General features: G+C 42.6%; 26 protein-coding genes. 12 read left to right on the top strand and 14 right to left on the bottom strand.

The genetic code is table 11. The annotated features are described in order from the left end of the window. The first annotated feature begins 39 nt into the window (after window positions 1–39). The 5 genes from FTV34_RS05420 to FTV34_RS18075 all read left to right on the top strand — a co-directional run bounded on the left by FTV34_RS05420 (window position 40) and on the right by FTV34_RS18075 (window position 5048). The gene (locus FTV34_RS05420; protein ID WP_180069169.1) at window positions 40–2196 is read left to right on the top strand and encodes a TonB-dependent siderophore receptor; all 2157 of its coding nucleotides are present in this window, start codon (window positions 40–42) and stop codon (window positions 2194–2196) included. 72 nt (window positions 2197–2268) lie between these two features. Then, complete coding sequence (locus tag FTV34_RS05415) at window positions 2269–2880, top strand: DUF4198 domain-containing protein (protein WP_166138845.1); 612 nt, start codon at window positions 2269–2271, stop codon at window positions 2878–2880. A 45-nt stretch (window positions 2881–2925) separates the two neighbouring features. Then, window positions 2926–3204 (top strand): hypothetical protein, encoded by a 279-nt coding sequence (locus FTV34_RS05410; RefSeq protein WP_180069168.1) that lies wholly within the window; start codon window positions 2926–2928, stop codon window positions 3202–3204. Between the two features lie 3 nt (window positions 3205–3207). Further along, a complete protein-coding gene (locus FTV34_RS05405; RefSeq protein WP_180069166.1) occupies window positions 3208–4767 on the top strand; it encodes a PepSY domain-containing protein in 1560 nt (519 codons plus the stop codon). Continuing rightward, window positions 4764–5048 carry a hypothetical protein gene (locus tag FTV34_RS18075; protein ID WP_306669999.1) on the top strand — a complete coding sequence of 95 codons (285 nt, stop codon included), beginning with the start codon at window positions 4764–4766 and terminating at the stop codon, window positions 5046–5048. The genes FTV34_RS05405 and FTV34_RS18075 overlap by 4 nt, the downstream gene beginning before the upstream one ends. 97 nt (window positions 5049–5145) lie before the next feature. Here the strand turns inward: FTV34_RS18075 and FTV34_RS05400 are convergent, their stop codons facing one another. The 6 genes from FTV34_RS05400 to FTV34_RS05375 all read right to left on the bottom strand — a co-directional run bounded on the left by FTV34_RS05400 (window position 5146) and on the right by FTV34_RS05375 (window position 10213). After that, window positions 5146–6039, bottom strand: a complete 894-nt coding sequence (locus FTV34_RS05400) for a copper resistance protein B (RefSeq protein ID WP_180069164.1) — start codon at window positions 6037–6039, stop codon at window positions 5146–5148. Further along, entirely contained in the window at window positions 6026–7918 is a 1893-nt protein-coding gene (locus FTV34_RS05395) for a copper resistance system multicopper oxidase (RefSeq protein WP_180069162.1), read from the bottom strand. The genes FTV34_RS05400 and FTV34_RS05395 overlap by 14 nt, the downstream gene beginning before the upstream one ends. 39 nt (window positions 7919–7957) lie before the next feature. Further along, window positions 7958–8383 carry a hypothetical protein gene (locus FTV34_RS05390; RefSeq protein WP_180069161.1) on the bottom strand — a complete coding sequence of 142 codons (426 nt, stop codon included), beginning with the start codon at window positions 8381–8383 and terminating at the stop codon, window positions 7958–7960. A 118-nt stretch (window positions 8384–8501) separates the two neighbouring features. Next, on the bottom strand, window positions 8502–9377 hold the full coding sequence (locus FTV34_RS05385) for an MBL fold metallo-hydrolase (RefSeq protein WP_180069159.1): 876 nt from the start codon (window positions 9375–9377) through the stop codon (window positions 8502–8504). A gap of 2 nt (window positions 9378–9379) precedes the next feature. Next, complete coding sequence (locus FTV34_RS05380; RefSeq protein WP_180069156.1) at window positions 9380–9796, bottom strand: DUF6691 family protein; 417 nt, start codon at window positions 9794–9796, stop codon at window positions 9380–9382. Beyond that, window positions 9797–10213 carry a YeeE/YedE family protein gene (locus tag FTV34_RS05375; RefSeq protein ID WP_004785742.1) on the bottom strand — a complete coding sequence of 139 codons (417 nt, stop codon included), beginning with the start codon at window positions 10211–10213 and terminating at the stop codon, window positions 9797–9799. Window positions 10214–10317: 104 nt separating this feature from the next. Here FTV34_RS05375 and FTV34_RS05370 point away from each other — a divergent pair, with 104 nt between their 5' ends. Next, window positions 10318–10629 (top strand): metalloregulator ArsR/SmtB family transcription factor, encoded by a 312-nt coding sequence (locus FTV34_RS05370; RefSeq protein ID WP_125278654.1) that lies wholly within the window; start codon window positions 10318–10320, stop codon window positions 10627–10629. A gap of 63 nt (window positions 10630–10692) precedes the next feature. Here the strand turns inward: FTV34_RS05370 and FTV34_RS05365 are convergent, their stop codons facing one another. From FTV34_RS05365 to FTV34_RS05355, 3 genes are read right to left on the bottom strand one after another with little or no spacing between them, the layout of a single operon-like run. Further along, window positions 10693–11424, bottom strand: coding sequence for an ABC transporter ATP-binding protein (locus tag FTV34_RS05365; protein WP_180069155.1), 732 nt, complete (start codon window positions 11422–11424; stop codon window positions 10693–10695). Further along, window positions 11417–12640 carry an ABC transporter permease gene (locus FTV34_RS05360; RefSeq protein WP_180069153.1) on the bottom strand — a complete coding sequence of 408 codons (1224 nt, stop codon included), beginning with the start codon at window positions 12638–12640 and terminating at the stop codon, window positions 11417–11419. Before FTV34_RS05360 ends, FTV34_RS05365 begins: the two co-directional genes overlap by 8 nt. Then, window positions 12637–13860 (bottom strand): efflux RND transporter periplasmic adaptor subunit, encoded by a 1224-nt coding sequence (locus FTV34_RS05355; RefSeq protein ID WP_180069151.1) that lies wholly within the window; start codon window positions 13858–13860, stop codon window positions 12637–12639. The genes FTV34_RS05360 and FTV34_RS05355 overlap by 4 nt, the downstream gene beginning before the upstream one ends. A gap of 378 nt (window positions 13861–14238) precedes the next feature. On the opposite strand from FTV34_RS05355, the gene FTV34_RS05350 reads away from it, so the two are divergent. The 3 genes from FTV34_RS05350 (at window position 14239) to FTV34_RS05340 (ending at window position 16350) form a co-directional block, all read left to right on the top strand. Continuing rightward, window positions 14239–15108 carry an SDR family oxidoreductase gene (locus tag FTV34_RS05350; RefSeq protein ID WP_125278527.1) on the top strand — a complete coding sequence of 290 codons (870 nt, stop codon included), beginning with the start codon at window positions 14239–14241 and terminating at the stop codon, window positions 15106–15108. 226 nt (window positions 15109–15334) lie between these two features. After that, window positions 15335–15499: a hypothetical protein gene (locus FTV34_RS05345; protein ID WP_180013705.1), complete on the top strand. Its 165-nt coding sequence runs from the start codon at window positions 15335–15337 to the stop codon at window positions 15497–15499. A gap of 173 nt (window positions 15500–15672) precedes the next feature. Then, the gene (locus FTV34_RS05340) at window positions 15673–16350 is read left to right on the top strand and encodes a type 1 glutamine amidotransferase domain-containing protein (RefSeq protein ID WP_180069149.1); all 678 of its coding nucleotides are present in this window, start codon (window positions 15673–15675) and stop codon (window positions 16348–16350) included. A 104-nt stretch (window positions 16351–16454) separates the two neighbouring features. On the opposite strand, the gene aliA is transcribed toward FTV34_RS05340, so the two are convergent. From aliA to FTV34_RS05320, 4 genes are read right to left on the bottom strand one after another with little or no spacing between them, the layout of a single operon-like run. Further along, window positions 16455–18122 carry a cyclohexanecarboxylate-CoA ligase gene (gene aliA, locus FTV34_RS05335; protein ID WP_180069147.1) on the bottom strand — a complete coding sequence of 556 codons (1668 nt, stop codon included), beginning with the start codon at window positions 18120–18122 and terminating at the stop codon, window positions 16455–16457. A gap of 54 nt (window positions 18123–18176) precedes the next feature. Further along, on the bottom strand, window positions 18177–19334 hold the full coding sequence (gene aliB / locus FTV34_RS05330) for a cyclohexanecarboxyl-CoA dehydrogenase (RefSeq protein WP_034706207.1): 1158 nt from the start codon (window positions 19332–19334) through the stop codon (window positions 18177–18179). Window positions 19335–19346: 12 nt separating this feature from the next. Beyond that, window positions 19347–20129 (bottom strand): 2-ketocyclohexanecarboxyl-CoA hydrolase, encoded by a 783-nt coding sequence (gene badI, locus FTV34_RS05325; RefSeq protein WP_179993043.1) that lies wholly within the window; start codon window positions 20127–20129, stop codon window positions 19347–19349. 58 nt (window positions 20130–20187) lie between these two features. After that, the gene (locus tag FTV34_RS05320) at window positions 20188–20952 is read right to left on the bottom strand and encodes a glucose 1-dehydrogenase (protein WP_180069146.1); all 765 of its coding nucleotides are present in this window, start codon (window positions 20950–20952) and stop codon (window positions 20188–20190) included. A 505-nt stretch (window positions 20953–21457) separates the two neighbouring features. Here FTV34_RS05320 and FTV34_RS05315 point away from each other — a divergent pair. After that, the gene (locus FTV34_RS05315) at window positions 21458–21946 is read left to right on the top strand and encodes a MarR family winged helix-turn-helix transcriptional regulator (RefSeq protein ID WP_034706362.1); all 489 of its coding nucleotides are present in this window, start codon (window positions 21458–21460) and stop codon (window positions 21944–21946) included. Window positions 21947–22032: 86 nt separating this feature from the next. Here FTV34_RS05315 and FTV34_RS05310 read toward each other — a convergent pair whose 3' ends face one another. After that, on the bottom strand, window positions 22033–23322 hold the full coding sequence (locus FTV34_RS05310) for an MFS transporter (RefSeq protein ID WP_180012226.1): 1290 nt from the start codon (window positions 23320–23322) through the stop codon (window positions 22033–22035). Between the two features lie 345 nt (window positions 23323–23667). On the opposite strand from FTV34_RS05310, the gene FTV34_RS05305 reads away from it, so the two are divergent. Both FTV34_RS05305 and FTV34_RS05300 read left to right on the top strand, forming a co-directional pair. Continuing rightward, window positions 23668–24891 (top strand): CaiB/BaiF CoA-transferase family protein, encoded by a 1224-nt coding sequence (locus FTV34_RS05305; protein WP_180012227.1) that lies wholly within the window; start codon window positions 23668–23670, stop codon window positions 24889–24891. A gap of 130 nt (window positions 24892–25021) precedes the next feature. Continuing rightward, a partial coding sequence (locus tag FTV34_RS05300; RefSeq protein WP_141214591.1) for a DUF4372 domain-containing protein occupies window positions 25022–25173 on the top strand: 152 nt, incomplete at its 3' end.

Genomic DNA, 25173 nt, shown 5'->3' with positions numbered 1-25173 from the left:
TAACATTAGCGATAATTATTATCATTTACATTTATTAAAATGTTTTATACCAATCATCCAACTTTCAAGCTATCTTTGCTCAGTTTTGCTATTTTGATGACCCAGCAAAGTTTTGCAGAAAATAGTCAGCAGCTTCCTACCATCACGATAGTCACTGATGCAGCACAAACAAAAGAAAGCTCTGAACAGACTAAAAGCTATATTATTCAAAATTCTGCAACAGCTTCAAAACTAAATATTCCTCTTAAGGAAACGCCACAAACAGTGAATGTAGTGACGCGTCAACAATTAGATGACTTTGCACTGGATAATACCCGTGATGTACTCCGCAACTCACCGGGGATCACTGTAAGTAACCAGGAAACCGAACGAACTTCATATCTATCACGTGGTTTTGAAATCTCAAACGTATTGGTAGACGGCGTTGGGATTCCGCTTGAAGGCTATAACTACAATAATGACAATCCAGACAGCTTTTTATTTGACCGTATAGAGATCGTTAAAGGTGCAAATGCCTTAAATAATGGTATTGGCGATCCGGGCGCTACCATTAATATGATTAGAAAACGCCCTACTCAGGAACTTCAGGCCGCGTTTAATACCAGTTATGGTTCATGGAATACCCAACGTTATGAAGCAGATGTTTCCTCTCCCCTGACACAGGATGGAAAAATCAGAGGCCGAGTATTTGGCTATCAGCAGACAGGTGATAGTTATCTGGATCACTATGAACTCGAAAAAAATGGCATTGGTGCAGTGGTTGAGGCTGACCTGACTGATTCGACCTTAATAACTGCTGGTTATACCGAAACGAATCATAATCCCAATGGTGTCAATTGGGGTTCCAATCCTTTAATCAATACTGAAGGTGAACAGTTAAGCTATTCAAGAAATTATAATTACAGTCCGGACTGGGCCTACTGGGACAGTAATATTAAAAACTATTTTGCCGAGATCGAACAACAATTTGGCGCTGATTGGAAAGCTAAACTGAGTTATGAGGAAAAACGGACTGACCGGGATTCAAAACTTTTATTCCTGTCCGGTAAACCTGGTGCTGACGGTACTTCAGGTATTTTCTTATATCCAGGTATGTATATTGATGACAACAAGGAACAGCAGGCCAGTCTGAGTTTTAGTGGCACCTATCCACTTTGGGGACAACAACATGAGGCATCTTTTGGCTATATCTGGGCTGAAAACAATCTGAATGAGTTAGGTTATGCAGGCAGCTTTACCAACCCACTTACCACAGATTTATCCAGTTTTACGCCGCCCGAACCAGTTTGGGATATGTCAAAAACCAGTGGTGAGATGCACATCCGGCAAAAAAACCAAAGCCTATATGCCGCCACCCGTTTACATATGACTGACGATCTGAAACTGCTTTTAGGTGCCAACTATGTTCAGGCTGAAAGTACAGGCAGCAGTTATGGAACAGACACGATTTATGATGAGAATAAGCTATTACCTTATGCAGGCCTGACTTATGAATTTAGTCCTGAATATACAGGTTATCTAAGCTATACCTCAATTTTCCGTCCACAAACAACTAAAGCGCTGGATGGCAGTATTAATAAACCGGTTGAAGGTGAAAGTTATGAAGCCGGGATTAAAAGTTCCTGGCTAGATGATAAGCTCACCGCCAACATGGCCGTATTCAGAACAGAACAAAGCAATTATCCGTTGCGAGATTCTGACGGTATCCCGACTTTACGTAAAACCCAGGTGAGTGATCTACGTTCACAAGGTTATGAATTCGGTTTGGCTGGTCAGTTAACGGATCATTTAAATCTAAGCTTTGGCTACACTCAGTTTAGTCTTAAAGATCTGATCAACGGTGGTGATGCCCGTACTTTTAATCCTAATCAGTCTTTCAATCTTCTGACCACCTATCAGGTGCCACAGATTCCAAAACTGAAATTGGGCCTTGGTGTGCAATGGCAGGATAAAACTTATCTAGAAGTTCCTGAAGCTGCTACAGAGGGTGTTGTTACCCAACAAGCAGGCATTATCAAACAGGATGCATATGCGCTTGTGAATCTGATGGCCAGTTATGAACTCAATGATCACATTACTTTGCAGGCCAACGGGAATAATCTGACCAATGAAAAATACTTATTTAATTTCCCGAATCAGCAAGGCTTCTATGGTGCACCGGCAAATTACAGTGTGGCCGTAAAATTCAAATATTAATTTTTCGCTTGAGCTTTGAAAGAATATTCGGAGCTCATTTTCTTATATGTAAACAATAATCAGGTAGAATTCATGAAAAAAATCATTACTTTGACAATTGGACTGTCAATGGCCCTTTCTACTCAGGCCCATATGCTTTGGCTAGAACGTGCTTCAGATGCAAAAACACATGCATTTTTTGGTGAATATAGTGAACAGCTCAAAGAGACTCAAGAAGGTGCCTTAAAGTCATTCAGCCAAGCAAAAGCGATTCAGACTAAAAAACAATTTAGTCCCCAACTACACCAGGATCATCTGGTCTACTCTACAAAAGATCAAGCAGATGTAGAGCTCTATCATGAACTGATCTATGGGGAATCCTTACTCAGCTATCACGCGAAATCCGGCAGACAAAACCTGAAAGCAGACTCAGAGCTGGATATCGTACCGGTTCAACCGAACAGTAATACTTTTACAGTCATGTATCAGGGTAAACCCGCTGCGGATGTCAAAGTGACTGTCTATTCCCCACAGCACTGGCTTAAAAACTATACGACCAACAAGCATGGCCAAATTAATATTGCTACGCCATGGAAGGGTCAATATGTACTAGAGGTGAGTCAAGAAGTAGACAAGACAGGAAAATTGAATCAGCAAGTGTATAAGAAACAGTACCTGGTCACTACCTTAAGCTTCGTGCATTAAGTTGCCTCAATATTTATTTATACAGATTCATATAAAGGCCTTTCCATGATTTCTACCCTTCAGCCACTTGCTATCCTGTATCGATTAGGCATGAGCTTTGGTATTGGTTATTTATGTAGTTATCTGATTGCTCTCGATCTGGCCTATTTTTTACAGGCGAGTTTACCCAAAGCTGAATCGGTTTATCTGGCTGCCTTTATTGCCCTGATTTTTTATGTCTGTTTTGTGATTGGAATCTTCTGTATCCAAAATCTTAAAACACTTTCAGTCTATAGCCTGATTCCTCTCATTGTTTTATTTATCATTTCCCGCTTCATAGGTTAAACCATGCATAAATCTGTCCGTCAATCTATGGCATGGCTACATTCATGGCTAGGTTTAAGTTTTGGCTGGCTCCTCTTCGCGATCTTTTTAACAGGTGCGGTTACCTATTATCGCCATGAAATTACAATGTGGATGCAGCCACAATTTGCCACGATGCAGGTTAACCAGGAAATTGCTTTAAAAACTGCTTATAGCTATTTACAGCAACATGCACCTGATGCACAGAACTGGTATATCGGGGTAGCGAATCAGGATTTACCGGTTAATAAAATTTATTGGCAAACTGCAGAGGGTGCTTATCAACTTAAAACCCTGGATGCTATGACAGGTAAGGAATTAACGCTTTCGGCTACACAGGGCGGAGATTTTTTCTATAACTTTCATTTTCAGCTATATGGCGTACCTTATACCATTGGCCGTCTGATTGTCACCATTGCTGCATTCATCATGTTGATGACCCTGATTTCCGGAATCATTACTCATAAAAAAATTCTGACCGACTTCTTTACTCTGAGAGCTTTTAAAGGACAACGTTCCTATCTGGATTTTCATAATGTCAGTTCCGTCATTGCGCTACCGTTCTTTTTAACTATGACTTTTACTGGACTGGCTATTTTCTTTTATATTGTTTTGCCTTCTGGCATGAAGCAGCTATATCCAGAAAATCCATTTCAATATTTTGAAGAAATCCGAACCAAAAATGTGCTTGCTCCCTCTGCTGTGCCCATTAAAACGGAGATGTTACCGATTCAACATTTTATCACTACGGCGCAGCAGCACTGGGGAAAATCAGAATTTGACAATATTACCGTGAAGCAGCCGAATACCCAGCTGGCAAAGATTACCTTAACCGAATTGAAAGATCATTCTATTACCCGCAATCAGGCACAACTCGTATTAAATGCGACGACAGGCAAATTGCTTGAAAACACCCGTAATGACAGTGCAATTGCTACCCTGAATGCTGGAGTATATGGTTTGCATATGGCACGTTTTGCCGAACCTGTTTTACGTTTCGCCCTATTTTTCTCAGGCATATTAGGCTGTGCCATGATCGCTTCCGGATTATTGCTCTGGAGCCTGAAACGACAGATGCAGAAAAAATCGGATCGTTTTCACTTTGGATATTATCTGGTGAATCGTCTGAATATCACCATTATAATTGGTTTACCTATTGCCATGCTGGCTTATCTTTATGCAAACCGTTTGATTCACATTCCTGTGGGCACCACAAATTATGAAATCTATATCTTCTTTAGTATTTGGCTGAGTAGTTTTATCTTGGCCTGTTTAACGCCACAACAGCATTTATGGAAAACGCAGCTTAAAATTCTCATCTGTGCCGCTTTTATGCTTCCACTCATCGACCTGTATTATTTGTGGTCCCAGCATTATCTGGATTCTTTTGCGAACTATTGGCTGTTTTTGCGTATCGATCTGATGCTCTGGATCTTGGCACTTCTCGCTTACTTCCTACATCAGAAAATTACACCTATCCAGCAAAAAGCTGTTCATAAAATTCAGGCCAAGCTTAAAACTGCACAGCAGGAGTCTTCTTCATGATATGGATGGCAATAGTAGGACTGATCTGGATGGCCTGTTTTGGTTTTTATGCAGTGAGTGAAAAACAGATTTTAAAAACCAGACAGTCTCGATATTCTTTTCTGGTGAGTTATCCGGTCATCGTTAAATTGATCTCAGGCAATCTTTTACTGTTGGTATTGTTCCTTTTACGAACTCAATTCAGTAGTAGTATTAGCTTTATGGCACTTTGGGTTGTTATAAGTCCAATCGTATTTATATTTATTCTGAAAATGAATAATTTAAAACAAAGAAAAATATAAAAGTTTATAGAGGCCTTAAGAATAAGATATAGCTGAGTATATGAGGCGAGAAAATGATTTTCCCGCCTCATAAATATTAGCTTACATACATATCTGTTTAGAACATCATTCTTAAACCGATTCCATAACGCCAGCCCTGTTCAGAATCAGATGCGTCCTGCCATGCAGTTTTCTCGTTGCCCTTGGAATATTCATAAGCAATATCAAGATAAGGCATGATCTTTTTATTGATTTCATAACGAGTTTCCAGACCGAATGCCGCATGACTTATTCCAGTCTTTTTGGCATTGGCTGCTTTATCCTTCAGAATGAGGTCAACTTCAAAATAAGGCTGCAAAATCAGTTTTTGTGTGAGTAGCAGATCACGTTCTGTTTCCAATTCAAGCCCGATAAAATCATCTTCACCAAGATACAGATGTGTATTGGTTTCAAAGAAATACGGCGCCAACCCATGGAATCCAAATATTGCATCTACATGTTCAATATTTTGCCCAGCATTAGGCTGACCCAAATTTTCCTGACGGTAGCGAAGACCCGCCTGAGCATCCCAGAAATCTGAAATATTCCGGCTATACAGAGCTTGGACTGCATATTCTGTTGCTCCGGATTCTTGTTTGTCAGCTTTGAGTTTAATGAACAGTTTATTTTCATCCGTGCCAATCCGAAGCTCATTCTCAGACTGTAAGCCTCCCTCACCTTCTGAGTTTTTGATCCATTTATTGTCCAGTTTGACCCGCGTATAAATTTGCCCTCCATGTTCCTTGCGATGATCATGTTCGCTGGAATAGGTTGAAGCTGAATCTGAAATTAAACTTTCAGTAACTTCCAGTGCTACTGAAGTTAAATGATGCTCTGACGATTGGAGTGATTGTTGATGATGCATCGAATGATCAGCATGCTGTTGAGATATATCTTCGGCAAAAACAGTCATATTTCCCAACGCCAACACACTAGCCAAAACAGGCTTCAAACAAAGATTAATGGTGTGCATGAGCATCTCCTTGTTTTTCTACTGGTTTTGTCATGTGATGATGGGAATGCTCTTCCCGCACAGTATTCTGAGTCGAAACGTCATTTTCCTGAACATTTGCTACAATCAGTTTATTCATCATTCCGGCAGTCATGTGATACAACAGATGACAATGAATCGCCCATTCACCTAGTTCATCTGCAGTCAGCAAAGTCGTAACGGTTTTTCCAGGTGGGACAATCACTGTATGTTTATTCGGCATATCTATTGCAAACTGGCCATTTTCGAGCTGCATGAACATGCCATGTAAATGCATCGGATGTGCCATCATACTGTCATTGATAAATTTCAGCCTGATCCGTTCCCCAAATTTCACTTTGAGCGGCTCTGCTTCATTAAATTTCTTGCCGTTCATGGTCCAGATATACCGTTCCATGGTGCCGCCTAAACGAATCACCAATTCGCTTTCTGCGTCGCGAATATCTTTTTGCGGAGTTAAAGATTTGAGGTCGCTATATTGCAAAGCTTTATGCCCTGCAGGTGTAGAGGCATTGGCCCAGCCGTAAACTGGTTGCTGCGTAAAAGTTTTGGCATCTTTTTCATGTTGCATATCCCCGGTCATATTTGAGTGATTCACATGATCTATAGCGGATGAAGTATCTGAATGCTCGGTATGATTGTCCTCTCCTTGTTCGATAATTTTGGCTGATGCATGCTGCTTATGTCCCATCATCGAATGTTCAGTATCTTTTTTAACATTTATGTCATGGCTAGCATGATTCTGATGATTCATCTGCTCGTGTGCTTCACCCTGCATATTGCCATGTCCCATATCTTCCATGGTCAATAAGGCACGAGGACGGGATATAGGTTTGTGTATGGCGTGATGAACTGGCTTTAACTCATTCTGTAAGCTGCCAATCGCAAAACCGGAACGGTCAATCGATTCAGCTTCAATCTGATAATGCTCCGCAGTAGGCTCTACAATCACATCATAGGTTTCTGCGGCACCAATGCGGAATTCATCGACCGCTACAGGTTTGACAGGCTGTCCGTCTGCACTGACCACCGTCATTTTCAACTGTGGAATACGCACATCAAAAAATGACATGGCAGAGGCATTGATAAAACGCAGTCGCACTTTTTCATTCGGTTTAAACTGTCCCATCCAGTTCTGTTCAGGCGTTTTTCCATTCACCAGAAAGGTATAGCCGGTTACATCAGACAGATCAGTTTTCAGCATGCGCATCTGATTCCACATTTTGCGATCATTCCAGGTGGCTTTAAGCCCTTCCCGTTTGATTTGCTGAAAAACATCGCTCAGAGTTTCACGCTGATTTTGATAATACTCGGCAGATTTTTTTAAATTATTCATGATCTGCAGGCCGGACTGCTCATGAAATTCTGAAAGCATGACCACATAATCACGCTCGGTCTGCTCATGTGCAGGAACTTCCGCCTGGTTTTTAGGATAGATTACAAAGGCGCCGTAAAGGCCGTCCTGTTCCTGCCCCTTGGAATGGGCATGATACCAGTAGGTTCCACTCTGACGAATTTTAAAGCGATAGACAAATTCCTGATTAGGTGCAATGCCCTGAAACCCGTTAAAACCCGGGACGCCATCCATCAGACCGGGTAGCAATAAACCATGCCAATGCAGAGAACTTTCTTTATTCTTTAGATTGTTTTTGACGCGAATAACAGCTTCATCACCTTCCTCAAATTCCAGTAAAGGCGCAGGAAATTTTCCATTCACTGTAATACGCTGTACGGTTTTACCGGTGAGATTGACTGGACCTTCTTCAATAACCAGCTGATATTCTTTTACAGCAGCAAATAATGAAGACGAGATCACTAAACTTAAGCCCAATAATAGGCTTTGACTAATTTTAATCGACATAACTTAATCCTTGATTTATTAAAATATAAATAACGAGGATTAAGCTTTAGGTGGGCGCAGAATTTCCTGCCAATACCCGGCAAGGTGCTTGGCTTGATAATTAGAAATAAAAGTAGTTTCTAAGGCATGAATCTCAGGGAGAATTAACTTCGAGATTTCCACATCGATCCAGCTACTCAAGTTATGGCAAGAGCTATAAATACAATCCGGACAGTCATCTTTATGGTCATTTAAGTCGGAGTGGCAATCCATGTCCTGACTCATATCATGAGCAGAACCATGCATAGCTTGATGCTGGCTATGTAACTTCTCTATTTCTGCCATTTCCTGACAATGGGAACTCATCTGCTTGGCTGACGTTTCCAGATGCATCGTTTTTGTTGAAGCAACAGACATGCTGCTCCAGCCTACGGCGAAGACCATAAGCATCACAAACCAGATCTGTTTAAAGAACTGTCTGAGCACGATGCACCCTGAAAATATAAAAATGAGTTAACCCAAATAGCATAGGGTGGAATATTAAAATTCGCAAACTTTATAAACGCTTAATTTAAAGATTAATATTTTGTTCCTGATAAATTGATCACTTCTTAAAATAATTTAGCGGCAGCTTCAAATAAGACACACCATTGTCTTCTGGCATTGGAAACTGCCCTCCATTCATATTGACCTGGATGGCAGGCAAAATTAGTTTAGGCATACTTAGACCCGCATCACGCTGCTGTCGCATCTGTACAAATTCAGATTTGCTAATCCCTTCACGGATATGAACGTTCTGGTGTTTTTGCTGCTGAATCGTGGTTTCACATTGATATTCATGACGTGACTCTGGCAAATAGTCATGACACAGAAATACCCGGGTGCTTTGCGGAAGTTGGAACAGCTGGTGAACAGAATCATATAAAACCGAGGCACTGCCATTTGGAAAATCACAACGAGCCGTGCCATAGTCCGGCATAAACAGTGTATCCCCTACAAAGACGGCATCACCAATCACATAGCTTAAACAGGCAGGTGTATGGCCTGGTGTAGGAATATTATAAACTTCCAGTTCGCCAATCTTGAAATGCTCACCATCTTCAAACAGATAATCAAAAGGCTGATGCGCATTGATCTGTTTCATGTCCAGATGATATATCTTGCCAAAAGTTTCCTGCACCAGCGCAATTTTCTTACTGATTGCAATCTTGCCACCTAATTGCTGCTTCAGATAATGGGCAGCTGTCAGATGATCAGCATGCACATGGGTTTCCAGAATCCATTCCACGGTCAAACCTTTTGATTTTACATAGGCAATCATCTGATCGGCATGCTCGGTCGATGTAGTGGCAGACGCAGCATCGTAATCCAGCACGCTATCAATAATGGCACATTGGGCTGTTTGGGGATCGCTCACCACATAACTAAAAGTATTGGTATTTTTATCAAAAAATGCTTTGACGTTTGGGTGTTGTGTCATATTTATACTCCTGCCCATTTACGGTGAATCCAGACCCCAAGCAGCATAGCTGCAATAAAATACAAGGCTTGATAATGTCCCAAACCAATCAGGGTAAAACTGGGTGCCGGACAAATGCCTGCAATTCCCCAACCGATACCAAATAATAAACTACCCGACAGCAGTTTAGGGTCAATCTTTTGATGCTTTGGTAAATCAATGGGTTCATTAAATAAAGTGGTTGGATTTGGATTATGTTTAGCTTTCTGGAAAGGAATAAAAGCCACCAGAATAGCCCCCATCATGACAAAGGCAAGGCTGGCATCCCAATCCCCAAACAGATCCAGAAAATCCAGAACTTTTTCAGGATTAGACATGCCTGAGAGCATTAAGCCGACTGAAAACAGGCCACCAAATAGAAAAGCGAATAGATTTTTCATTTAAATAGCTCCAACCAGATGACGAACAACATAAACCGTGATAAATCCCGCCAGCATAAAAGACCCGGTCGCAACAAAGGAGCGATTTGACAGACGGCTAATCCCACAGATGCCATGCCCACTGGTACAACCTGAGCCTAAACGTGTACCAAAACCGACCAGCAAACCGGCAATGACCATCATCCATGGGCTGGCATTCAGCTCAATTTCTGGCTGAAACAAAACGCCGTAGATAAATGGAACTATAAATAGTCCTGCTAAAAACCAGACCGCAGGAGTTTTGAAAATCGTCTTTCGATTAAGTACTTGCCCAACCAAACCACTCACGCCCGCAATATGGCCATTGACATACAGATAGCCGACCACTGAAAGACCAAGCAGTAATCCACCGAGAAACGCTGCCAAAAAGTCATGCATGAGCATATCCTACTTACAATATATATTTTTATATTATATAATTAAAAATATTAATCAAGACAGTTTTTGAATATTGCGTGACTAATACAAATACAGGTTTTTATATGACAGCAGATGAAACTCAGACACGTATTGATTTTTCTCAGGCTCATGTAGTGAGCGAACGCTTAAAAGTGTTGTCGAATTCTGACCGTCTGAAAATTCTATGTGTACTGGTCGATAGTGAAATGAATGTGCAACAGATTGAGCTACAAACTGATATTCACCAACCTACTCTCTCACAACAACTTACCGTACTCCGAAAAGCAGAAATGGTCAGCACACGTCGTGAAGGCAAGCAGATTTTTTATCAGCTTTCCGATCCCAAAGTACTCACCCTGATGCAAACCTTATATCAGCTTTATTGTAAAGCTTAAGTGATATGAAAAATCTTCATTAATCCATAATTGCAGAATACAAATTCTTAAAATATTTAAAGATTAAGTATTTTCAGGAATATCTGCTGGAGCTGTTTTGGTATCACTTTGAATCAGACCGTCAACTAACTTGATGGTGCGATCACAACTAACAGACAAGCGCGGATCATGAGTCACCAGCAAAATGGCACAGCCCTGTTCCTTATTTACTTTACGGAATAGTTCAAAAACTTCAGATGCGGTCTGGGTATCCAGGTTACCGGTTGGTTCATCGGCCAGTAACAAGGCGGGTTCTGTAATCAGTGCCCGAGCAATTGCAACACGCTGTTGTTGCCCGCCGGAAAGCTCATTCGGTTTTCGATGTGCATATTTTTCCAGTCCGACTGCAGCCAGAAGTTCATGAGCGCGGTCTAGAGCTTTTTGATCCGGTTTACCATGTGCCATCATTAACGGCATTAGGACATTGTCTAATGCATTAAAAGCTTGAATCAGATGATGAAACTGAAATACAAATCCAATACTGCTGCCGCGTAATGCGGTACGTGCAGCGTCATCCATACGGCTGGTGGGTTGACCAAGCAGATATAGTTCACCGCTAGTTGGCTGGTCCAATAGACCCAGAATATTCAATAAAGTACTTTTCCCCGAGCCTGAAGGACCAATTAGTGCTGCAAAGTCATTACGTTCAATACACAAATCAATGCCATGCAGAACTTCGACTTCATTAGGCTGACCAATATTATAAGATTTACGTAGTGCTTCTAGCCGCAAGACTTCATTCGATGAATCAGACATGACGAATTGCCTCCACAGGATCAAGTGCCGCAGCACGACGGGATGGTATAGCCGCTGCCACTACACCAGTCAATGTGGCCAGCAATAAAGCCAGCAATAGCAGATTGATTGAAATTGGAATATAGAACAGGCCCGGGCCAAATTCATTAAAGATCCAGACCAGTAAATAACTGACTGCACTGCCGATAATAGACCCCAACAAGCCAAAAATTGCGCCTTGAAACAGGAAAACGCGCAGGATTTGTCTTTGTGTAGCCCCTGTTGCCCTTAAGATGCCAATTTCACGAGTCCGTTGTACGACACTGACTGACAAGACGCTGGCGATACCAAAAGCGACAGAAATAGCCACAAAAATAATAATCATATTGGTTGAAAGACTTTGTGCTGAGATGGCATTCATTAACTGACCATTGGTTTTAATCCAGCTTTCTGCCTGTAAGGAAGTCAAACGCCCGACCTGCGTTGCAATATTTTCTGCTTCAAAAATATCTTCTACCGTCAGGTCGATTACGGTAATCCCCCCGGGAAGGCTGAGTAAAGACTGTGCCTGTTTTAAATCCATATAGACATAGCGCGAATCCAGTTCACGTACCCCGAGTTCAAAAATCCCGGCAATATTTACGACAGTACTGTTGTCCTGACCAGTATCTAATCGTAGCTTGCTACCCACCTGTACACCCAGATCTTTAGCCAGCTGACTGCCAATGAGTACATCATCCGCGCCGACACGTAACTGCCCACTGATCATATATTCTTTAAGTGGAATAATTTTCTGATAACATTCTGGATCCATGCCCACCAGCGCAACCGATTCCTGAGCTTCACCACGCTGTGCAAATGCAGGTCCAGAAACCACTGGAGAAACAGCTGTCAATAAAGGCACATGATCCAAGGTCGTTACGACTTCTTGCCAGTTATTGATAGAGCGCAGCCTTTGGGCCCGTTTATCTTCCAGAACCAGCTGCACAGTGCCTGCGGGTGCTGGTATAACTTGGTTCACTTCATCGGGAGACAATAAACGGATATGCGCCTGTGTCCCCAAAGTCCTTTCGATGATATTAGACTGCAAGCCCTGTATCAGTGCCGAGATAAAAACAATCACAGACACCCCTACAGCAACACCCACTGTAATCATCAGAGACTGCATTCGGCCTTCTCGCAAAAAACTGATTGCGATCTTCCATTCAATCCAGAGACGCCCTAGTAATTTTTTCACTCGAATTTCACCGGTAATTCATTTTTATTGCTGGCATCATTGTTCTGGTTGGCATAGTTAATTTCTTCGGGCTTAAATCGAACTCGTGTGCCATCTTTTAAAGTTGAAGTTGCATCTGACAGTACCTGATCACCCGCTTTTAAACCGGAAATCACTTCGGACATGGCAAGTCCGCGCAGACCCAGTTCCACTTTTTGTCGCTGGATTTTGCTATCACGTATCAGTAATACGGTGGCCTGACCGCCCTGTACTTTCCCTAGCGCATCATTCGGAATCGCCAAGGTACGATCACGGCGACCTGTTTCAACATTAACCGATACCGTCATATCCTGACGCAGAAAATCTGGTACCGGATCAACCGATAAACGCACTTCTACCGTGCCACGTTGAGGATCGATACTCGGTGCAATAAAGTTAATCCGGGCTGGGAAAGGCTTATTCGGGTACGCATCGGCAATTGCAGTGGCTTTCTGGGACAACGCCAGCCGTGACAGATTACGTTCATCCAGTGGTACACGGATTTCGGTATTGCCATCCATTGCAATGGTAAATAAGGTACGTCCTGGCTGAACCAGATCGCCAGGCTCAACATCACGGGTCAGCACCGTTCCAGCAACGGTTGCCCGGATTTTGGTTTTAGCCAGTTGAGCCTGTGCCACCGAAAGCTGCTCACGTAATGAAGCCTCTTCTACCTGACCCGGTGCCAGTGCAGCTGCTTTTAAACGCACAGTTTCATAATTATTGCGTGCTACCCTTTCTGCCTCTACAGCCTGTTCAACTTCTTCTGCCGAAAGGATACCTGCTTCGGCGTTGCGACGGCGCGTCGCTTCACGGCTGGCCTGTTCCAGCTGAGCCTTAGCTGAAGCTAATTCTGCGGTGGCTTGTGGACGGCGATTGGTTGCCAGTTCATTCAATGCGACTTCTGCCTGACGGACTTGAGCTGCAAGTTCATCCGATTTGAGTACAACCAGCAAATCGCCCGGTTTGACCCGATCACCTTCCTTAACCCGACGTTCTAGTACCACGCCGGTTACTTCACTACCGACTTGAGCACGTGAAACGGTGATTACCTGCCCGGTGGCAACGACTGATTGCACCAGCGGCATCGGCTTTAAGGTATAACCTGTGACTTGTGGCCCTTGCCACCAGCGAAATACGCCAAATGCAACGAGCAAAAATAAAAGGATCAGGACAATATATTTATAGCGGATAGCGCGCAATGTGCTTCTCCATTCTGGTTAAAAGCGCAGTTGTAAAGAAATACTTGTAGCTTATCTAGCTGTATATTTTAGATTTATTTGGTTGTAAATAAGTTATTGGTTTTATTTTGCAGATTGGTTCCTAAATCGACTTAACTCTGCTGCAATCCACTGAAGGTATATTCCTGCTTATCGCTCTTTTCCTTAAAAAGAAACCCGATATTTCATTCTAGAAGTCGACTTTAAATAACTAAAATAGGCAGTTCTAAAGTGTCAATTTAAGCTAAATGAATAAATGCTAAATCTTGCACAGGTTCTGTTATGAAATGTTGAGTCTAATTTAATCCCAACTAAAAGCTCCTAATATATTTTTTCATCAAGAGCAATCAAGGAAAAAATATGAATAACTATCCTGAAACTCCAGCTTCAACTGAAACCCAAGCCCATCAACCGGGTGACCAGACTAAAATGGATCCTACCCCAGAAGTCATTAAAGAGAATTATAAAGGTAGCGATAAATTAAAAGGCAAAGTAGCACTCATTACAGGTGGTGACAGCGGGATTGGTCGCTCTGTATCAGTATTGTTTGCCCGTGAAGGTGCTGATATTGCCATTTGCTATCTGGATGAAGACCGGGATGCGCTTGATACCAAAAAAATGGTTGAAGCAGAAGGACGCCGTTGCCTGCTGATTCAGTGCGATTTACAGCATCCTGATGAAATCAAGAAAATGGTGGAGCAGACCCTTCAGGAATTTAAAACCATTAATATTCTGGTAAATAATGCAGGTGTGCAGTATCCGCAGGACAGTATTACTGATATTTCTCCAGACCAGTTATTCAAGACCTTTAATGTCAATATCCTGTCCATGTTCCATCTGACTCAGGCGGTGCTTCCGCATATGCAGGCAGGTGACAGTATTATTAATACGACCAGTATCACCAGCTATCATGGGCATGACACGTTGATAGACTATTCGAGCACCAAAGGCGCGATTACTTCTTTTACGCGTAGCTTATCTACCAATCTTTCTAAAAATAAAACCGGAATTCGTGTGAATGGTGTTGCACCAGGCCCAATATGGACACCACTCATTCCAAGCAGCTTTGATGAAGAACAACTGGAAGATTTTGGTAAACAGACACCAATGGGACGTATGGGACAACCGAGTGAGGTCGCTCCTGCCTATTTATTTCTGGCCAGTGAAGAAGCCAGTTATATCTCAGGACAGGTCATTCACGTAAATGGTGGCAGTATTATTAACGGCTAATCAAAGTTTGAAAGTAGATAGCAGTCTTTCTAACTGTTATCTACTTTTTATTAATTATTTGATACGTTTTATTTTAGACATCTTTAAAAAAAAGAATTTGATGGATATCTATAAAATTCATCTTAAAGCTATAAAACAATTCAAACAAATCCTGACAGATGATTACCCGCATAAAAATCATCCCTTGTTATAGTGATTTCAGACCCTACCTGATGAGGATTCTAAAATGCCTAGAGGTGATAAATCAGCTTATACCGAAAAACAAAAACGGCAAGCTAAGCATATTGAAGACAGTGAAAAAGATCGTGGTCGTTCTGAAGACGAAGCAGAGCGTATTGCCTGGTCGACTGTGAATAAGCAGGACGGCGGTGGTAAGAAAAAGAAAGACTGAACTGTCTAAAATTCAAAGAAAATGATGCTATTGATTTAGCATCATTCCAACTATCCAGATTTTATTCTTTTTATTTTTTAAACAATCGAAAAAATCTGATTGCGTTAGAAGTCAGATTCCTTCCTTTGTTTCGTTATTTCATCAAGTCATTCAAGATAATTTTAAGGAAAAATATGAAAATTCTGATTGTATTAACCTCACATGATCAACTTGGCGAAACGGGTAAAAAAACCGGATTCTGGCTCGAAGAACTGGCTGCTCCTTATTACACTTTTATTGATGCAGGCGCGGACGTAACTTTGGCTTCTCCAGCCGGTGGCCAACCACCACTTGATCCAAAAAGTAATGAACCTGATGCGCAAACCGAAACTACCAAACGTTTTGAAGCAGATGACGTGGCCATGCAGGCTCTTGCCAATACGCATAAATTAAGTGATGTGCTGAATCAGAATTTTGATGCGGTCTTTTATCCGGGCGGTCATGGACCGTTATGGGATCTGGCCAATGACCAGAATTCTATTTCCTTAATTGAACAGACTCTACAGGTCAATAAACCTGTGGCACTTGTCTGTCATGCACCGGGTGTACTTCGCGATGTTAAGAATGCAGAAGGCCGACCTATCGTTGAAGGTAAGTCGGTAACTGGTTTTAGTAACACTGAAGAAGATGGTGTTGGCCTGACTGATATTGTGCCTTTTTTAGTTGAAGATACACTGAAAGAAAAAGGCGGACAGTATTCCAAGGCTGAGGACTGGCAGGTGTATGTACAGCAAGATGGCCTGTTAATTACCGGACAAAATCCGGCATCTTCTGCTGCAACGGCTGAGGCCCTATTAAAGTTATTAAAATAAGATTTCATCCAGATATAAGTCATTGTAGGCCAGTTACTTATTTGCTGGTTAAAAACCCTGATGTCATGTCACATCAGGGTTTTTATTAGTTTTATGCCGAGATTCTAATTCGCTACTGCTGCTGTTGATGCAATATGCTGGGCCAGTAACTCTCTGAGTTTAAATTTCTGGATTTTCCCAGATGGTGTCATCGGAATCTCATCCCAAATTTCCAAACGTTCTGGAATATATTGCACTGCCAGATTATGGGTTTTCAGGAAATCCACCAGCTCATTAAAACTTAAAGACTGTGTCGGATCTTTCAACTTGATAATCGCACAGGCACGCTCACCCAGCCGTTCATCTGCATAAGCCACTAAAGCGACCACCGCCACATTGGGATGTTTATATAAAAGTGATTCAATTTCTGCGACCGGAATATTTTCACCGCCACGAATGATTACATCCTTTTTACGGCCACAAATCCGAATATAACCTTTCTCATCTTGATAGGCGATATCGCCCGTATCAAACCAGCCATCTGCATCGGTATCATTTAAATGAGCACGTTTGAGGTAGCCACCGAATCCAGAACAAGCGCGAATCATCAAGCGGCCAGACTCATTCACCGGCTTAGTCTTCCCTGTTTTATCGACAATTTTGACATCTACACCCGGCAAGGCGATGCCATCAGTATTAAAAGAACGTTCATCGTCATCTTCTGGACAGGTAGTAGTGACCGCGCCACATTCGGTCATCCCCCAAGCTGAAATCACTTTGACCCCTAAAATCTCCCGAGCTTTTTGTACCAGTGGTCCAGGAATTGGCGCACCGGCACAAAGGAAAATTTTCAGTGAGTCGACTTTGTCATGCTGTTCAGCCACAGTATTGGATAGGTCATTCAGGAATGGTGTTGAAGCCATGGTGAAATTCACCTGATGCTGATGAATCAGATCGACTGCTTTGGATACATCCCAGACATCCTGTAACACCACTTTGGTATTGAGCTGAATCGGCATCATCAGGCCATACATAAAACCGGTCTGGTGTGCCATCGGTGAAGCCATCAACACCACATCATTTTCAGTTAAATGCAGTCGCTCTGCATAAGGCACAATATTGGAAAACAAGGTATTGGCCGTATGCATCACGCCTTTCGGTTCACCTGTGGTGCCCGAGGTAAAGATCAGTTGGGTAATATCATCCGGGCCGGATTCAAGTCCATCTAGTGCAGCAACGGCTGCAACATTCTGTTCCAGACCATGATTGAGCAACAGGCGATCAAAATTATTCTCGCCATCCCCATTCACTACAACGACATGTTTCAGGGTGTCCAGCTTGCTTTGCAGCTGATTGGCCAACTGTTCATGGCTAAAATTGCGGAAAGTTTTAGGCACAACAAAAACTTTGGATTCACCATGCTTGAGCATGAATTCCAGCTCACGTTCACGGAATATCGGCATGAGTGGATTCAATACGGCGCCGATACGACTACAAGCCAGATAAAGCAAGGTAAATTCCCACCAGTTCGGTAACTGGCAAGACACCACATCATTTTTCTCGACACCCAACTGTTTCAAGCCCAGCGCAATTTTATTGGTCATGTCCCAAATCTGCTGGTAGCTGAAGGTCTGTTCAGTTTGATTCTCGACCTTAAAACTCACTAAAGCTGTTTTGTCCGGATTTTTTTCTACCGCACTGCGTAAAAAATCGAGAATTGTTTGATTGAGCCAGTGTCCCTGTTTGAGCATGGCCTCTTTTCTTGTCGGGATCAGAACCGCATCGAAATCCATTCGCTTATTCCTCATTTTTTATAATAGTCTTATTTTGGCGGGGGCATACTTTCCTTAAGCTGGTACAGCCTTACGTCCTGCCTTATGCCGAGCGATAATTGTTTTCATGATCTGTGCTGTGCCATCGCCAATCTGGAAGCCCAGTACATCACGCATGCGCTGTTCCATCACACCACGATCATAACCGGCATGACCAAAAGTCAGCAGGCATTGATGAATCACATCATAGGCCAGTTTCGGCCCCCACCATTTACACATGCCTGCTTCAGAGGTATGTGGCAGATGGTTGTCTTTCAACCATAATGTTTGCAGACAAAGTAAGCGCGCAGCTTCAACCTGCGTTTCATATTCTGCTAACGGATGGGAAACACCCTGGAAAGCGGTAAGTGGCTGACCAAAAGCTTCACGTTGCGCAGCATATTCCCAAGCCTCATCCAGACTAACGCGTGCAACCGCCAAAACTTGCAAACCAATCAGGGCACGCGAGAAATCAAAGCCCTGCATAACCTGAACGAAACCTTTATTTTCATCGCCCAGACGATGATTTACCGGTACACGGACGTTGTCAAAGAAGATCGAACCGCGACCAATCGCACGCTGGCCATGACAATCAAAACGTGTCGTGCTAATGCCTGGTAAATTCATTGGTACCAGTAAGGCGGTTACGCCATGTGCGCCACTTTCATTTGAACCAGTGCGGCCGAAAACCACTGAAGCATCTGCCTGATCGGCTGCTGAAATCGAAGTCTTTTCACCGTTAATGACATATTCATCGCCATCACGTTCAATCTTTAAACGTAAGTTGGCAGCATCTGAACCACCACGCGGTTCGGTCAGCGCAATTGAGAAAATCGCTTCACCAGCGGTCAGTTTTTTTAACCATGGTTCCACCACTTCAGGCTGTCCATGTTCTGCCAGAATCTGACCATTTAAAGAAGCCAGCAAGTTGATATAGGAAAAACTTAAGTCTGCTTTGGCAATGGCTTCATGGATAATCCCTGCCGCCAGTCGGCCCATGCCCTGACCGCCGTATTGTTCCGGCAGTTCTGGTGCAATAAAGCCCATTTCACCCATCTTTTTCACCAAATCACGATCAAAGACTCGGCTTTGGTCGCGCTCCAGAAATCCCGGAGCCACATATTTCTGGGCAAACTTTTCTGCCGTTTCAGCTAAAAATTCTAGATCTTCGGTGATATAAGGATTCTTTTTCATTAATGAGTCTCCTTATTTGGCATATTTACGGAATTCAGGCTGACGTTTTTCCTTCAATGCATTCACGCCTTCACGAGACTCTTCAGTATCGTAATAAAGTTTTAGCGCATACATACCCATGCCAGCGATCCCTGCCTGATGTGCGGTATCCATATTGAAACTGCGTTTGGCAATCGCGATTGCGGTCGGACTACGCTGACAGATTTCTTCGCCCCATGCCTGAACTTCTGCATCAAGTTGATCTGCCGGCACACATTTATTGGCCAAGCCAATTTCAACCGCTTCCTGACCAGAATAACGGCGGCACATATACCAGATTTCACGGGCTTTCTTCTCACCCACGACGCGCGCTAAAAATGCCGTGCCATAACCTGGATCAACTGAACCCATCTTTGGTCCGACCTGACCGAAAATAGCTTTGTCTGAACAGATCGTCAGATCACAAATGGTGGCCAGTACATTACCACCCCCAATAGCATAACCTTGTACGCGCGCAATTACCGGTTTTGGAACATCACGAATGGCGGTATGCAATTCTTCCATCGGTAAACCAATGGTACCGCGACCGTCATAATTGCCATCATGCGCAGACTGATCACCACCGGTACAAAACGCTTTTTCACCCGCACCAGCCAATACAATCGCCCCAACGTTACGGTCATAGCCTGCCTTATTTAAAGCCTTGATCAGTTCATCACAGGTCGTACCACGAAAGGCATTCATTTTTTCTGGACGGTTAATCGTGATCCAGGCTACACCGTTTTTTACTTCATATAAGATATCTTCAAAATTCATGTTCATTACGTCCTGTACTGTTTTATCTGTCTAATTTAGTGTTAATTAATTTGATGCTTTAACCATTCATGGTCAAACCGCCAGAGACACTAAGGACCTGTCCGGTAATAAAGCTGGCATCTTCACTTAAGAAAAAAGCAATCGCAGAAGCTAAATCATCCGGCTGACCCAAACGGCCCAGTGGAATGGCACGAACAAAGGCTTCACGTAATTTTTCTGGATTTGATGCACCTTCAGTCACGCCTGCAAGTAAAGCGGTATCAGTTGGTCCTGGGCAAATCACATTAATTTTGATGTTATGGCGTGAATGTTCGCGTGCCAGAGTTTTGGAGAAAGATAGCAATCCTCCCTTACAGGCAGCATAGACTGCTTCGCCCGAAGAACCGACACGGGCTGCATCTGAGGCAATATTAACGATACTGCCGGAATTACGTTCGACCATGCCTTTCAGCACAGCAAAGTGCATATTCAGCATACCGACCAGATTGATCTGGATCAGTTTCTGCCATTCGTCTGGGGTGCTTTTAATGAAGGGTTTAAAAATGTCCCAACCGGCATTATTCACCAGTCCATCGATCGGGCCCAGTTCGGCTTCCGTTTTTTGGACTGCCTGTTCAACGACGTCACTTTGGGTAATATCACACTGAATTGCTAACGCCTGACCGTATTGATTAATTTCATTTGCCAGCTTCTCGGCAGCTTCCAGATTCATATCAAAAATGGCAACTTTTGCACCTTCTTCAGCCAGACGTCGGCAGGTTGCGGAACCAATTCCGCCTGCACCGCCTGTCACAATCATGACCTTGTCTTTTAAACCTTTCATTGCTTTATCCCTACGCTATTTGTTGTCGAATTTAATCAGCTGTTGTTCTAATTCGGTGTGTTTTATCTAAAATAGAAAGAGATTGAATTTATGTCAATATATTTACATAAAATAATATTTATATTTTTATAAATATTTAAATAACAATTAGTTAATAATTTTATTTATTCAATGTATTGACCTATATTGACTTTTATCTTTAGAGTAACCCATATCTAGTCCCAGCTTATTACTAAGCTGTTTCTGTTTCATGAAGGATGTTTTATTTCTTTAGATTGCTAGATGACTGTCTTGATATTCAGCTAGAGAACAAACTGAAACTGTGAATATCAAGAAAGATATTTTTAAATGATTTAATCGCTTAGTTCAGGATTTAAAGATGCAGATTTCTGCTAAAACACTATGATTTTTAAAACAAATTATAAAAGAAACTGATTTATGCGAAAAAGCGATAGGTTATACTTTGCGCCGTTTGGCTATTTCAGTTTTGAGGATGTTGCATATAGTGAGTGATACTTTGTCAAAAAAATATGATCAATCCTTATATTCCGCTCATAACCGGCTGTTTTTCCGTCTGTTTCAGGTGGGAAATAGTCTGGATCGAAAATGCTTAAATGAGCTAAAAATATCTCCCGTGCATTGGGCGGTGCTGGGTGCCCTGTCTCGTCCTAAAGTTAAATCTGGTATGTCTTTTTCAGATCTGACCGAATATCTGGGGGTAAGCCGACAAAATCTGGATGCCGTATTAAAAAGACTGGAACGTGATGGACTGGTAGAGCGAGTGATCAATGAGCAGGATCGACGTGCCAAAATTGTTGCACTCACCACTGAAGGTTTTCAGACCTGGGATAGCCTGCAGGATGATTTTTTTGAGTTTTATGGACAAGCCTTAAATAAACTGGCTTTTGATGATGTGATTACCCTGATTCATTTACTCAATAAAGTAAATGATGGTCTGAAAAGTATTCATCTGCAAAAAGAGTCGGACCAATAAAAAATAAAAATTCTATTTTTAAATTAAACAGATAAAAAAATGAGCCCTTATGAGGCTCATTTTTAATATAATTGTTTAAAAGATCATTATGCTTTTTGTGGGTCGTATTGACGATCTTTGATAAAGATCCCAGACACTGCACCACATAAGAAATAAGCACCGCCCATAATCAGGAAGCCCAAGCCAATTGAACCTCCGCTGGCTGCTGCACCAATAATCGCAGGTGCAAACATGGCGCCGATACGCCCTGCATTATAAGCACCACCGACCGCAGTACCGCGGATCGATGTCGCAAAGCTTTCAGTCATATAAGTGGCATTAATCGCATACGGAATACCATAGAGGAAGCCGAAGAAAATCAGTAGATAGGCAATATTATCGGGGGTGTTGAACAGTACAATTACAGGTAAGAAAATCGCCGTACCAATCGCACCAAACGAGAAAACGGCGCGTCGACCTAAACGGTCTGCAGCAAATCCGGCCAGAACTTTACCAAAAATCATGGCGATATAGGTTCCGATCATATAACCCGCCATTGATTTAAAGTTCATGTGTAATTCAGATTCTAGATAAGCAGGCATCCAGTTATTTACACCGTAATAGCCAAACTGCAGAAACCCAGCCGTGAAAATCCATAAAATAAACATCTTGCGATTCGCAGGATCCGCAAAGATTTCTTTGACAGTACTTTTCTTAACAGGCTGTTTGGTGGTTTCTTCAGCGGGTGCATATAAACGCAGTAATCTTGCACGCTGCCACGATTCTGGTTCAGGAACCAGTTTCTGGATAAAAATCGCCATGACGGATGGGATAATCGCGACAAAAAAAAGTGTACGCCAGCCATATTCAGGAATAATCCAACCTGCCAATACAGTAGCTACAATATAGCCAACCGTCCAACCTGCCTGTAAAGTACCTAAAATTGTAGTCCGGTATTTGGTTGGTACATATTCAGCCATCAGGGTACTGGCTGCAATATATAAAGACCCGATCCCAAACGCAGACAGGAAACGTAGTACCGCGAACTGTTCATAGTTTTGGGTAAAGCCCAAGGCTGCAGTTAATACTGAAAAGATCAGAATTGAAATAACGACTGTACGTACTCGGCCTAAACGGTCACAAGCCCATCCACCAATAAATCCGCCAATCGCCATACCCGCCAGTGTAAAACTGCCCAAGGTACCGGCTTGTAAATTACTTAAACCAAATTCTGCTTTCAGGCTGTTTAAGCTGAAGGATAGCAGTAGCATGTCCGCGCCATCGACCAAGAGTGCCAAAAAGGCAAATACAAAGGCAATCTGCTGGGTTCGTTTGGTAGTGGGTTTTATCTTTGCGAGTTCTCTTTCTAAAACTTGTTCTCTTACTAATTCCGTCATATTTAAATCTCTATTCCTATCCTTAGGTTTTTTCATTCTGATCTTGTGTATGCACACTTCTGTATGCATGCGCTTTAAGCGCGATCCGTTTTCAAAGCACAGTACTTACTCCTGTTCTTATAGTCTCATTCCCGAGACTTTTCCCTTTCCTGTTATTTTTGAATCGTATTTATTCTCGTCATCAGGCTAAAGAAGTTAGGATGATTTTTCAATCATTTTAGATGTTTTATTTTGTTAGACGAAATTAAGTATCGTAAAGTTGATTGTTTTTCCATTTTCATATAGCTTTAAAGCGATTATTAAAATGACATGTAATCTAAATAACATCGAACAAGGAGCGTAACGATGGGTGCTTTAACAGGCTTTCGTGTACTGGATTTAAGCCGGATTTTGGCTGGTCCTTGGTGTAGCCAGATTCTGGCGGACTTAGGTGCGGAAGTGATTAAAATTGAAAAGCCTGATCATGGAGATGACACACGCATCTGGGGACCACCTTGGCTTAAAAATAATCAGCAGGAAGATACCCATGAATCGGCTTACTATCTTTCAGCCAATCGCGGTAAACATTCAGTTGCCGTAGATTTATCTACTCCGGAAGGTCAACGCATTATCAAGAAACTCGCAGAACAGAGTGATGTAGTGATTGAGAACTATAAAGCGGGTTCGTTGAAAAGATATGGTCTGGATTATGAAAGTCTGAGCCAGATAAATCCGCGTCTGGTGTACTGTTCAATTACCGGCTTTGGCCAGAATGGCCCGCGTGCGCAAGAACCAGGCTATGACTTCATTGTTCAGGGTATGGGCGGTATGATGAGTGTTACGGGTGAACGTGATGACCTTCCAGGGGGTGGTCCGCAAAAAGCAGGTCTAGCCTTTGCTGATCTGACCACTGGCTTATATGCTGCAATTGCGATTCAAGCTGCTTTATTGTCCCGTGAAAAAACTGGTGAAGGTCAGCATATTGATATGGCACTGCTGGATACCCAGGTCGCTTCCCTCTCTGTTCTAGCCATGAATTATCTGACCTCAGGTAAAGTCCCTGGCCGCTTCGGAAATGCCCATGCCAATATTGTGCCTTATCAGGTGTTTAAAGCACAGGAAGGTGAATTCATTATTGCTTGTGGGAATGACCTGCAATTTCAAGCGCTGTGTCAGGCCGTGGGTTTGACCAAAGTGGCAGAAGATCCGCGTTTCTTGAAAAATTCAGGCCGGGTTACACATCGTGAAGAACTGACCACCCTTCTGCAGGCGCATTTCTATTCTCAACCGGCAAAACACTGGGTAGATCTGATTCATGCAGTCAAAGTCCCAGTGGGCATGATCAATAACCTGAAACAGGCTTTGGAAGAAGAACAGGTTCTGGCGCGTGAAATGGTCATTCAGATGCCGCATACTCTACGTGACGATTACACCTCGATTGGTTCGCCGATTAAACTTTCCAAGACCCCGGTAGAATATAAAAAAGCACCACCGTGTCTGGGTGAAGATACCGACGCCATCTTGAGCCAGTATTTAAGCCCTGCTGAAATGGAAGAGCTGAAAAGTAAAAAAGTCATCCAGCAGCGCTAAACTGCTCAGCAATAAAAAAAGGAATCGAAAGATCACTGCTATCCCATAGTTTGCTTTAAATAAAAAAACCTGAGTCCTAACAGTTAAAATATGAGTGCAAACAAACACTTTAACGACCAGGATTCAGGTTTTGTCCCATCAGAATACCGTATTTCATGAGCTAATTAAACCTGTTGTGCGACAGGATTTTGAACAACTTGCTAAAGTACACCATGTTGGACAGAAATTTAGAGCGGCTTCCCGGTGGGATCAGTTTATTGCCATATTGATGTCTCAATTCTC

It is taken from the genome of Acinetobacter sp. YH16038 (assembly GCF_013417275.1).
In the GTDB taxonomy this organism is placed as follows: Bacteria; Pseudomonadota; Gammaproteobacteria; order Pseudomonadales; family Moraxellaceae; genus Acinetobacter.
This window is presented reverse-complemented; position numbering and strand designations above follow the sequence as displayed.